Origin of the sequence: Tropicibacter oceani (assembly GCF_029958925.1) — a bacterium.
GTDB classification, from domain to species: Bacteria; Pseudomonadota; Alphaproteobacteria; order Rhodobacterales; family Rhodobacteraceae; genus Pacificoceanicola; species Pacificoceanicola oceani.
The window spans coordinates 3650776-3662652 of record NZ_CP124616.1 but is presented as its reverse complement, the minus strand read 5'-3'; the positions used below and the strand labels follow the sequence as shown (position 1 = coordinate 3662652).

Genomic DNA, 11877 nt, shown 5'->3' with positions numbered 1-11877 from the left:
GAAAAGGCGCGGTTGCCCGCCGCCGCGCCGCGCCGCAACCCAAAGGCCGACCCCATCGGGCGATCAGCGCGCGCAATCACATGGCAAACAGGGTGCCCGCCGAATAGGCGATGACCGCCGCCACGCCGCCAATGGCAAGGGTTTCCAGCCCCGACCGCCACCACGGGCTGAGCGACCAGATGCTTTTCAGCGTCCCGATGGCAAAGAATCCGCACATGGTCAGCACCGACGAGGCCAGAAACGCCTCGGCCGCGCCAAAGAAGAACGGCAGCAGAGGGATCAGCCCGGCGATCAGAAAGGCCGCAAAGGTCACAAGCGCCGCGCGCATCGGGTGCGGCTCGACCGAGGACAGCCCGTATTCGCCCTCCAGCATGGCGGCGATCCAGTTGTCCTGATGCGCGGCGATCTGCGCGGTGGCCTGCTCCAGCGTGTCGCCCGACAACCCCTTTTGCGCCAGGATGGTGCGCAATTCACGCAGCTCGCCTTCGGGATTGTTGGCGATATGGCGGGTTTCGACGGCGCGCAGGCGCTTGATGTCGTCCAGCTCTGTCTTGGTCGCCGAATAATTCCCTGCCGCCATGGAAAATCCGTCGGCCAGAACGTTGGCAAAGCCAAGGGCGATGATGACATAGGGCGACAGCCCCGCCCCCGCGACCCCGGCCACGATGGCAAAGGTGGTTACAGATCCGTCGATGGCGCCATAGACCACGTCGCGCAGATAACCGCGTCCGGGGGGCTGTGACAGGCGTGCGTCAATCTCGGCCTGGCTGTGGCCGTGCTCGATGGATTGGGTCATGGTGTCTCCTTGCAGGCAGAATGCGGCGCAAGTGGCGCGCTGCGCCATGCGCTATGTCAAACGCCGGGCAGCTTGTCCGTTCCGGTGTCCTTGTCCGGGCCGGGGCCGGCGCGGGTTTGCACCCAGCGATTGAACCAGGCGAGCCCGGCCAGCGACAGACCCAGCACCAGAAAGGAAAACACCCGCACCAGCCCGCTGAGCCCCGAAATGTCGATCAAAAAGACCTTGGCCACCGCCAGCGCGATCACCAGGACCCCGACCCGGCGCAGCAGATCAGACCGCCGCGCCAGCGCCTGGTAGAACAGCAGCGCCCCGGTCAGCAGAAGGGCAACGGTATAGGAATAGAGCTCGGGCTGGGTCACGCCATGGCTGACGCGCATCGCCTCGCCGCCCTGCCAGACATGGCGGATGGTCAGAGCGGCCCAGAAGACGGCCAGCCCCAGCGACACCCCACCCAACGCAAGACGCGTCCAGCGTGGCAGGGTGCCCAGCCTCCAGGCCCCCGCCGCAAGGATGATCGCCGGCAGCAGATAGGCCGGTATCAGGCTGTTGAGAACGGGCCAGCCGATGACGCTTTGACTGCCGACAAGCGGGTTCGCCAGCGTCAGCGCCAGCACCATCATCAGGGCGGCAATCGCGCCAAAGACGCAGGACAGCGCGATGCGCACATAGCGCATGCAGCCGCCCAGGCTTTGACGGTGCACCTGCGCCAGCGCGACCCCCGCCCAGACACAGGCATAAAGCCCGAAACCCCAATGGGTTTCAGAGGTATCCTGCCGCGAAAAGGCGGCAAAGGCGTGATACAGCGTCAGGCTCAGCGTCATGCCCCCGGTCGACCAGGCGGCGCTTTCCAGAAAGACCCGGCTGCGCGGGCGGTCCATCGCGGCCAGCAGCCAAAGCGCTGCCAGAAAGGCTGTCAGCGTGCCGCCATAGGCCAGCAGCATCGACAGCACCGGCGCCCGGGTGGCCCAGTCAAGGCCCGGGTCCACGGTCAGCCGATACCCCAGCGCCACCACCCCGGCGGCGATGTAGGTACCCATCAAGGGCATGTCGAACCGCCGGTCCAACCCGGCGGCGGCCAGCACGGTTGCGGCCAGCGCCAGGGTCAGGGCCGATTGGCTCAGGACCAGACCCAGGCCAAAGGCCAGGCAGGCCAGAGCCGAAAGCGCAGCCAGCGACGCGCGGGTCGGATCGGCGCCATCGCGGCGGGCAAAGCGTTCGGCCAGTACGGTCATTACCGCTGCCACAAAGGCGGCGTGCAGCGCCCAAGGGTAGGCACCGATGATCTGGTCGGGGTGCCAGGACATATCCAGGAACAACCCGGCGGCAGGGGCGATCAACGCCGCGGCGGCGGCCCAGACGATGCGGTTCTCGGGCACGGCAAAGCTGCGCCAGGCGGCCATCAGGCTGAGGATCAGCGCGGCGCCCAGGGCTTGGCTGATGTCGCGGATCATGCGGGTTTCGGTCTGCTCGGCGGCGGCCTGCAGTTGCAGCGTGATGGCGTCGCGTGCCGCCAAGTGCAGATCGGGCAGACCCAGCAGCGCCATCAAGGTCAAGACAGGCAGCAGCGCATGGTCCTGAAGCGCCGGGGCCCTGGCCGACCAAAGCATGTAAAGCGCGCCAAGGGCGGTCACCAGCGCAATGGCGCTCCAGTAGGTCAGGGCGCTGTGCGGGGTCTGCGCCGCGATGGCAAGGCAGGCGGCCAGCAGGCTGCCCAGCGACAACCGGGCCGGGAAGATCGGCCAGCTTGCCTTGCGCAACAGGGTTTCGGCCAGGCAAGGGCCGCCATGATCGGGCACAAGGTCGCGGGCGGGGATCAACGTTGCCATGACGCTCAGCCCGGCGGCAAAGCCGGCGAAGGCCAGCGCCAGGCTGTCGCTGGGGGCGCTCAGCACCTGCAACATCCAGCCCGCACCGAACCCCAAAACCAGCGCCAGAACACTGACCCAGGCCCAGCGGCGCAGCGTGTCGATGCCCAGGCCAAGCGCGCTGAGCAGCGCAAAATACAGCAGCAGCCATTCGGGCGTCTCGGACGATCCGCCGACCAGGAAAGGCGCGGCCATGCCGCCCAGCAGGCCGATCGCGGCCAGCAAGGGACCATGGAACCAACCCAGGACCATCCCGCCAAGGGCGACGGCGAACAGCCCGGCCATGGCCGGACCGGGCTCGATCAGCCCGTACAGCATGCGCGCCGCCAGGATGCCCCCGAACAGTGACACCAGCCCGGCGCTGGACAGGACCGAGGGCAGATAGGCGGCGCTGCTGTCCTCGCTGTCGCCAAAGCGGCGGCGGATGTATTCACCCGCAGCGATCAGCGCCGCGCCAAGGACAAGCGCGGCAGCAACCCGCGCCTGCGGCGGCAGCAGGCCGTTTTCCATGCCGTATTGCACCAGGAACAGGCCGGACAGCGCCAGCGACACGGCGGCAACGGCATAAAACCAGTTTTCCCGCAACCAGGCGGCCAGCGCCTCCATCCGTTCCCTGCGAAAGACCACGGCTTGCGACTCTGGGTCCTGCGGGGTCGGGGATGGGACCGGGGCAGCGGCAGGGGCCTTTCGCGCGGCGCCAACCCATGGCGTGCGCTCGGGCGATACCGGGACGGCGTCCGGAATGTCCTGCTGCCGCGGGTCCTGGCGGACCTGCGGGCTGTCCTGACGGGTGCCATCGGTTGCGGCAACAGCGCGGTCGGCCCCGGGGGCCTCGTCCAGCCGCCGGGTCAGGTCCCGCACCTTGTTCTTCAGGTCCGAAACCGCCAGCAGCAGGTAGATCACCGCGACCGGAATCGCCAGAAGCGCCAGCGCAAGCAGTAGAAGAAGGGGTTCCAACACGGGGCGGCTCCTGCAATTTTGCTCAGGATACGCCGTTGCCGGGCGAAAGAAAGGTAAGATTTACCAGACTGTTGGCGAGGCTCAGCCCTTGTCCGAGCTGAACAGCCCGCTCAGCGCCGTGCGCACGATGCCGCGTACCGAAGGCCGGCTGCCTTTCCCGAAAGGCAGGGGGCGACAGACCTCCATGGCGGCGACGCCGACCCGCGCGGTCAGCGCACCGTTCACCAGGCCTTCGCCAAAGCGGCGCGACAGCTTGCCCAGCAGGCCGCCGCCCAGGATCGGCTCCAGCATGTCGTCGCCCACGGCCACGGCGCCGGTCGCGACCAGGTGCGACATCACGGCCCGCGTCAGGCGCAGACTGCCCAGCGTGCCCGAACGCCCGCCATAGATTTCGGCGATGCGGCGGATCATCCGCAGGTTGGCGGTAAGGGCGGTCATCACATCGGCCAGCGCCAGCGGGACAAGCGCGGTGACCGTGGCGACCTGGCGCGCCGCGGCCTCGACCTGCGCCTTTGCGGCGGCGTCCAGCGGCGTCAGCAGCTCGTGCTCGGCCAGGTCCAGCAGCGCGCCGGCGTCAAAGACCTCGGGTTCGCGTTCGGCCAGCCGGTCACGGCCCCAGCGCGTATCGTCGCGGCCTTTGTATAGCGCGGTCAGCCGCGCGGTCACGGCGCGGGCCTGTTTCAGATCGTCATCAGCGCGGGCGGTCATGGCGGCATGGTGCAGCGCGTCGATGCGCGACAGGCGCGAAAAGGCGGCCAGTTCCTTGATTGCGATCAGCCCAAGCGTCAGGACGAACAGCCCCATCAGCACCGCCACCGCATAGCCCAGCAGCGGCACACTGGCGATCAGGCCGGTGACATAGTTCCAGGCCGCGATCGACACCAGCGTCCCGGTCAGCGCCAGCAGCAACCGCCAGAACCAGCGCGCCAACCGCGACGGCGGCCGCGCGCCCAGGGCGGCGACCGTGGCCATGGCGCGGCCCTGGGGGGGCATCTCGGGGTGCAGGTCCGGCACCGGCGGCGCCTCCGAGGGGGAGGGCGCGGCCTGGTCTTCGAGGTCGATCAGCACGGGGCCTTTGCGATCAGTCATGCGCGGCGTCCTTCAGGGTCAGGGGGGCAGGCCAGCGATAGCGGATATCGGGCAGACCTTCTTCGTTGCTCGCACCATCGGTGCGTTCCAGAACGGCAAAGCCTTCGCGTTCGTAGAACCGCTGCGCACCGGTATTGGCGGCAAAGGTCCACAGTTCGAGCCGGCGGCACTGCGCCTTGGCGTGATCGATCAGCGCCTTGCCGACGCCGCCGCCCTGGGCGTTGGCCGCCACATGCAGCGCGTGCACATATTCGTCGTCGCGGGCGATGAAACCCAGCAAGGTACGGTCCTGCGCCGCAACGGTCACCCAGCCGCGGTCGATCAGCTTGCCGGCATGGGCGATATCCTCGGCCCCGCTGTGCAGCATGGGTTTCCAGTCAAAGCCTGCGACCGCTTCGGACATCATGGCGCCCAGCTTGCCGGCATCGGTGCTGCGCGCGGGGCGCAACTGGAAAGGCTGGGTCATAGCCGGTCTCCGATCAGGAATTGCGCGGCGCGGTCCAGCCGGATGTGCGGTGGCCCCTCGCCGGGTTTCAGCGTCAGCCGGGCGGGGGCAAAGCGCATGATCCGGTAATCCTGGTCCAGCCAGCTGTCCGCGCCCTCGCGCGCCGGACCCAGCAGATGCGCCGGGTCCTGCGGCAATTCGCCGGGATAAAAGGCCGCCTGCTTGCCGCCGTCCAGCAAGGTGCCGCGCACGCAGTCCAGTTCGCGCCCGCCGTGGGAAATCGTCTGTTCGGTGGTGGCGCGCAGCGCGGCCATGGACATGGCCTGCGTTTCGGCCCCCGAGAACCGCGCACGGTCGCGGGCTTCGCGCACCAGCGCCTCCATGATGGCGGTCAGGCGGGGGTGCTGGCTGTGATGCAGGTGGTCCGCCTTGGTGGCGGCGAACAGCACCTTTTCCACCCGCTTGCCCAGCAAAAGCTGCGTCAGAAAGGCATTCGCCCCCGGGCGAAAGGCGGTCAGGATATCGGCCATGGTGCGGCGCAGGTCCTCGACGGCCCGTGGCCCTGCGTGGATCGCACCCAGGGCGTCGACCAGCACGACCTGGCGGTCGATCCGCGCGAAATGATTGCGAAAGAACGGTTTGACCACCCGCGCCTTGTAGGCCTCAAAGCGCCGCTCCATCTCGCGCCACAGCGATTTGCGCGGAGCACCGGACTGCGGCGGCAAGGGGGCAAAGGTCAGCACCGGACTGCCCGCCATCTCGCCCGGCAGCAGGAACCGCCCCGGCGAGCAATCGGAAAACCCGGCATCGCGCGCCGCATGCAGCGCCCGGGTATAGACGTCCGACAGGGCGCGGGCGCGCGATTCGTCCAGATCGCCGCCGGCCTCTTCGGCGCGGGCCATGGCCACATAGGCCGGCCCGTCCGGACGCGCCGCCATGCGCTCCAGCATTTCCTCGGACCAGCCCGCATAGGTCTTGTCCAGCAACCCAAGGTCCAGCAGCCATTCGCCGGGATAATCGACAATGTCCAGATGCACGGTGCGCGGCCCCTGCAACCCGGACAACAGCCCGCTGGGCCGGATCTTCAGCGACAACCGCAATTCGGACACCGCGCGGGTGCTGTCGGGCCAATGCGGTGCGCTGGCGGTCAGGGCGCCCAGGTGCGCCTCATAGTCAAAGCGGGGCAGGGTGTCGTCGGGCTGCGGTTGCAGATAGGCCGCCAGGATGCGGCCCTCGGTCTGCGCCACCAGCTGCGGCATGCGGCCGCGATCCATCAGGTTGGCCACCAGCGAGGTGATGAAAACGGTCTTGCCCGCGCGCGACAGCCCCGTCACGCCCAGCCGGATGACGGGATCATGGAACACCCCCGTCACCGTGTCGGTCACGTTTTCGACGCCGCGCGCCAGCGTGTCGGCAAGTGTTCCAATAACCAAGTGCTGCCCCCAGGTTCCGTTCTTGACCCTCAAGATAGGCACGCCCGCCGCAAAGGGCCAGAGCAGAAGCCCCGCAGCCCCTTCCCCCGTGTTTCCTCTTGCCCCAAATATCCCGGGGGTGAGGCCGCAGGCCGAGGGGGCAGAGCCCCCTGATCCCGTAACCCCCATTGCTCCCCTCGAAAACAGAGGCTAACCCCTTTGCATGCCCAGATACGCTCTTCTCATCGAATACGACGGCCGCCCGTTTTCGGGGTGGCAACGGCAAGCCGAACAGCCCTCGGTCCAGGGGGCGATCGAAACGGCGCTGTCGCGGCTCGAACCGCGCGCGCATACCATCGCCGCCGCCGGGCGCACCGATGCGGGGGTGCACGGGCGCGGGCAGGTGGCCCATTGCGACATGGACAAGGACTGGGATCCCTTCCGCCTGTCCGAGGCGCTGAACTATCACCTCAAACCCGCGCCGGTGGCAATCCTGCGGGCAGTGCGCGCGCCGGATGACTGGCACGCCAGGTTCTCGGCGCGCGAACGGCGTTACCTGTTCCGCCTGTTGACGCGCCGCGCCCCGGCGACGCTCGAGGACGGGCATGTCTGGCGGGTGAACCACGATCTTGACCTGCAGGCCATGCGCGAGGGCGCGGCATATCTGGTGGGGCAGCATGACTTTACCACCTTCCGCTCGGTGGTGTGCCAGGCGCAATCGCCGGTCAAGACGATGAACGAAATCGACATCACCCGGGTGCAGGGCTTTGCGGGGCCGGAGATCCAGTTCCGCCTGCGCGCGCGGTCCTTTTTGCACAACCAGGTGCGCAGCATCGTCGGAACGCTGGAACGGGTCGGAGCCGGGTCCTGGACACCGCAGGACGTCAAGACCGCGCTTGATGCGCGCGACCGCGCCGCCTGTGGGCCGGTCTGCCCGCCGCAGGGGCTTTACCTGATGGGCGTCGGCTATCCCGACGATCCGTTCGCAGGCCCGCCCGCGCGCTAGTCGTTGTCGATATTCCCCGCCCCGGCGCCCGCCAGGCGCGAGGCCTCGGAGGCGGGCACATAGGTGCGGGCGGCCAGTTGGCCCAGCGCCTCGATCAGGCTTTGCGGTGCCTCGATACGCGGTGGAAAACGCAGCCTGGCCGGGGTATCCGTGTCGGCGGCGACGCGCAGCCTTGCCTGGCCGGCCTCGCCGTCGGCTTCGACGACGGTGCAGGCGGTCATCCGCAGCGGCAAGAGCCGGGCATAGGCCGTGGCCAGCGCCTCGTCGCCCGGGTGCAGGGTCAGTTCGACCTCGGGGCCGGTCAGGGACAGGGCGCGCAGCACATCATCCATCAGCAAGGGCAGGCGCAGCAGCGGGCTGTCCGCAGGATCGCGCAGCGCCGTCAGCAGGGCATCGGGCGGCTGTCCGGCGGCCAGGTATGCCACCGCAGCCTGGCCAAAGCGCGCGGCCTGTTCGGGCGGGAACCCTGCGCCGCTGGCGGCCTTTTGCGCCAGTCCCATGATTTCATTGGCTGACCGGGTCATGCGTGCAGCCCCCACAGCCACCAGTCATCGGCTGTTCCTTGCGCCACATCGTCCGGCAGGGGCGCGCCCTGGGCCAGCGCGATGCGGGTCCAGCGATCCGATTTCGGGTCGAACTTGGTCGCGCCGAAAAAGGCCAGCTTGCAGCGCAGCATGTCGATGGGCAGGCAGGCGGCGCCGATCAGGTTGTCGTGGATTTCCGAATAAGGGTGCAAAGCGTTGATCTGCACCCGGCGCAGCGCCAGTTCGTGTTCGGGGTGAGCGGCGCGAAATTCGCGCAGGTCGCAGGGGCCGTTCAAGGCCCGGTGCAGCGCCTGCACCCGGCGGGCGATGTCCAGCGGGCTTTCCAGCTCGGCCCCCGGTTCTTCAAAGCGCAGACCCAGCCGCGGTTCCAACTTTTCCTCTGAGACATACCAGAACTGGTGCTGTTCGGGCGGGGTGTCGAAATCGATGGCCAGCGCCCAGGCAAACCCTGTCTCGATCGCGCGGCGCAGGTCATCGGCCTTTGCAAAAGGCAGGGCGCGCAGGCCCAGCGGGTCGGCCATGCAATCGGACAGCCCATCCACCAGCGTCGGAAAGGGTTCCAGCAGCAGCGCAACCAGCAGTTCCTGCGTGTCCTGCGAAAGCGCCTGCGCGCGCACAAAAAGCTGGTCCAGCGGCGCGGGTCCCTCCAGCCGGGACAGCCAGTCCTGCACCTTTGGCCATTCGCCCGCGATCCGGTCGATGCGGGCCTGGTGTTCGGGGGCGGGGACGCGCCATTCGTCCAGGTGCAGCGCCGCGCGCCGGGCCAGGTGGTGCAACTGGTCCTTGTGGTCATCAGTCAGGGCATCCACCGCCCGCACCCGCGCCAAGGCCGTTTCGCGCGCCATCATCCAGTTGTTCAGCAGGATCGGGTGCGAGACCAGGAAAGGCGCCATGCCCAGCCCGGTGGAATTGCCGATGCCCAGGTGGCGTTTCAGCCTTGCGTCCAGCGGCGCCCCGCCCAGGTGTTCGACCAGATCATGGGTAAAGCTGCGGATCATCCAGACCGTCAGCATCTCGGCGGCAAAGGGTCCGGACAGCCCGGGCCTGTCCTCGATCAGGCCACGGTCGGCGATGCCGAACTTGCCGTTGCCATAGACCGCGGTGGTGCGCATCAGGTAGCCCACGGCGTTGATCAGCCCTGCGTCGGGCTGTTTGCCGGTGCGCAGGCTGTCGACCACATGGGAAAACAGCCGCACGGATTTGTTGGCGCGGCTCAGGACCAGGTCGGCCTGGGTGAACCGTCCGGCCTCTTGCCGGGGGGCGTTCTGCGCAATGCGGGCGATTTCATCGGCATCGGGCACCCCGTCATACAGGACATAGGCGCTGTCCCAGGCGGTGGCGATCACCCGGTCGCTGCGCATCTCGTCGGGCAGGTGGGATGAAATCGCCACCAGACTGTAAACCCGCCCGCCCAGCGTGATGGAATAGACCGCATGTCCATAGCCCTGTTCGTCGATCTCCCAGACCGGGCGGGTCAGCCGCGCGCGCTCGGCCGCCAGATCCCGCAGCAGGCTGCGCAGGAACGACAGGCGTGTGGGAAACATCGCCCCCATGCGCGACAGGCGCATGACCTCTTGCGGCGGGCGCAACGCGGTCTGAGGAGGAGGCGGGGCAAGATCCTTCATGGTGGAAGACTGCCAAAGGAATCCCGTTCTGGGAAGCGGATTTCGGCTGCGGGCGTCATATGGACTTCACACAGGGCCATTACCGGCGCAGTGTCGAGGCACACAAACAACAAGGGAGTCTGCAAATGCCGCTGCAATTCAACCGCCGTCAATTCCTTGCCGGAACCGCGGGCCTGATCGCCCTGCATCCGTTTTCCGCCCGGGCGGCCTCGGGTCAGGCGCACCTGCGCATCATGGAAACCACCGACATCCACGTGCATGTCTTTCCCTACGACTATTACGGCGACAAGCCGGTCGACACCGTCGGCCTTGCCCGCACCGCCAGCCTGATCGGAAATGTCCGCGCCGAGGCGACGAACTCGATCCTGCTGGACAACGGTGATTTCCTGCAGGGCAACCCGATGGGCGACTACATCGCCTATGAACGTGGCATGAACGAAGGCGACACCCATCCGGTGATCGCCGCGATGAACGCGCTGGGGTTCGATGGCTCGACCCTTGGCAACCACGAATTCAACTATGGGCTGGGGTTCCTGACAAAATCGCTGGCCGGAGCAGGGTTTCCGGTGGTCTGCGCCAACGTCGCCAAAAAGATGGGCGCCACCCCGACCGAAGACGAAACGATGCTGCCGCCCTATGTCATTCTTGAGCGCACCATCACCGATGGCGACGGCGCCAGCCACCCGATCAAGATCGGGCTGATCGGCTTTGTGCCGCCGCAGATCATGAACTGGGACCGCAAGCATCTGGAAGGCAACGTGCAGGCGCGCGACATCGTCGCCACCGCCAAGGCTTATGTGCCGCAGATGAAAGAGGCGGGGGCCGACATCATCATCGCGCTGTCGCATTCGGGAATCGGTTCGGCCAACCACGAGGACGGGATGGAGAACGCCGCGATTCCGCTGGCGGCGGTCGATGGCATCGACGCGATCCTGACCGGGCATTCGCATCTGGTGTTCCCTGGCCCCAGTTACGACGGCTGGGCCGGTGTCGACAATGCCAATGGCACGATCCACGGCAAACCTGCCGTGATGGCCGGGTTCTGGGGCAGCCACATGGGGCTGATCGACCTGATGCTGGAACGTGACGGCAACGGCTGGCGCATCGCCGCCCATACCTCCGAGGCGCGGCCCATCTCGCAGCGTAACGAGGACCGTTCGATCACCGCGCTGGTGGAAAGCGATCCGGCGGTTCTGGCTTCGGTCCAGGCCGAACATGACGAAACCCTGGCCTATGTGCGCCGCGCCGTGGGCAAGACCGACGCGCCGCTGCATTCCTATTTCGCGCTGGTGGCCGATGATCCGTCGGTTCAGATCGTGTCGAACGCGCAGCGCTGGTACATCGAACAGATGATGGTCGGCACGGCGCACGAAGGTCTGCCGATCCTGTCGGCGGCGGCCCCCTTCAAGGCAGGCGGGCGCGGCGGCCCCGAGTATTATACCGATGTGCCCGTCGGCGACGTGGCCATCAAGAACGTGGCCGACCTGTACCTGTATCCCAACACCGTGCGCGCCGTGCGCGTCACTGGCGCGCAGGTCAAGGATTGGCTGGAGCGTTCGGCGGGGATGTTCAATCAGGTTCAGGCCGGGGCGCAGGACGCCGTTCTGCTGAACCCCGATTTCCCGTCGTACAACTTTGACGTGATGGACGGGGTGACCTATCAGATCGACCTGTCACAGCCGTCCAAATTCGACCGCGACGGCGCGGTGATCAACGAAGACGCCAACCGCATCGTGAACCTGGCCTTTGACGGCCAGCCGATTGATCCGGCGGCCGAATTCATCATCGCCACGAACAACTACCGCGCCTCGGGTGGCGGCAGTTTCCCCGGCACCGGCGATACGGTCATCTTTGAAGGGCCCGACACCAACCGCGACGTGATCGTGCGCTATATCGTCGAAAAGGGCACCGTCAGCCCGCGCGCCGATGGCAACTGGTCCTTTGCTCCGATGGAGGGCACGACGGTGCTGTTCGAAACCGGCCCGGCGGGGGCTGGCTATGCCAGCGACGTGCCCGGCGTGACCATCGAAGAAGCGGGCATGTCCGACACCGGCTTTGCCCTGTTCCGCATCGCGCTGTAACCCGCGCCCGAAACGACAAAACGCCCCGGCCTGCCCCGGGGCGTTTTCTT

9 protein-coding genes are annotated in these 11877 nt (G+C 67.4%); 2 read left to right on the top strand and 7 right to left on the bottom strand.

Annotated features, from left to right (window positions below; genetic code table 11):
* Positions 1-76: 76 nt before the first annotated feature.
* The 5 genes from QF118_RS17505 to QF118_RS17485 all read right to left on the bottom strand — a co-directional run bounded on the left by QF118_RS17505 (position 77) and on the right by QF118_RS17485 (position 6591).
* Positions 77-796, bottom strand: a complete 720-nt coding sequence (locus QF118_RS17505; RefSeq protein WP_282300322.1) for a VIT1/CCC1 transporter family protein — start codon at positions 794-796, stop codon at positions 77-79.
* 56 nt (positions 797-852) lie between these two features.
* Complete coding sequence (locus QF118_RS17500; protein ID WP_282300321.1) at positions 853-3624, bottom strand: DUF2339 domain-containing protein; 2772 nt, start codon at positions 3622-3624, stop codon at positions 853-855.
* An 81-nt stretch (positions 3625-3705) separates the two neighbouring features.
* Positions 3706-4713: a YcjF family protein gene (locus QF118_RS17495; protein ID WP_282300320.1), complete on the bottom strand. Its 1008-nt coding sequence runs from the start codon at positions 4711-4713 to the stop codon at positions 3706-3708.
* A complete protein-coding gene (locus tag QF118_RS17490; protein WP_282300319.1) occupies positions 4706-5179 on the bottom strand; it encodes a GNAT family N-acetyltransferase in 474 nt (157 codons plus the stop codon). The genes QF118_RS17495 and QF118_RS17490 overlap by 8 nt, the downstream gene beginning before the upstream one ends.
* A complete protein-coding gene (locus QF118_RS17485) occupies positions 5176-6591 on the bottom strand; it encodes a YcjX family GTP-binding protein (RefSeq protein ID WP_282300318.1) in 1416 nt (471 codons plus the stop codon). Before QF118_RS17485 ends, QF118_RS17490 begins: the two co-directional genes overlap by 4 nt.
* A 202-nt stretch (positions 6592-6793) precedes the next feature.
* Here QF118_RS17485 and truA point away from each other — a divergent pair, with 202 nt between their 5' ends.
* A complete protein-coding gene (gene truA / locus QF118_RS17480) occupies positions 6794-7576 on the top strand; it encodes a tRNA pseudouridine(38-40) synthase TruA (RefSeq protein WP_282300317.1) in 783 nt (260 codons plus the stop codon).
* On the opposite strand, the gene QF118_RS17475 is transcribed toward truA, so the two are convergent.
* Together QF118_RS17475 and QF118_RS17470 are read right to left on the bottom strand one after the other, a co-directional pair.
* The gene (locus QF118_RS17475; RefSeq protein WP_282300316.1) at positions 7573-8100 is read right to left on the bottom strand and encodes a hypothetical protein; all 528 of its coding nucleotides are present in this window, start codon (positions 8098-8100) and stop codon (positions 7573-7575) included. The genes truA and QF118_RS17475 overlap by 4 nt on opposite strands.
* A complete protein-coding gene (locus QF118_RS17470) occupies positions 8097-9746 on the bottom strand; it encodes a hypothetical protein (RefSeq protein ID WP_282300315.1) in 1650 nt (549 codons plus the stop codon). The genes QF118_RS17475 and QF118_RS17470 overlap by 4 nt, the downstream gene beginning before the upstream one ends.
* Before the next feature lie 125 nt (positions 9747-9871).
* Between QF118_RS17470 and QF118_RS17465 the strand changes: the two genes are divergently transcribed.
* Positions 9872-11827, top strand: a complete 1956-nt coding sequence (locus QF118_RS17465) for a bifunctional 2',3'-cyclic-nucleotide 2'-phosphodiesterase/3'-nucleotidase (RefSeq protein ID WP_282300314.1) — start codon at positions 9872-9874, stop codon at positions 11825-11827.
* The last annotated feature ends 50 nt before the right edge of the window (positions 11828-11877 follow it).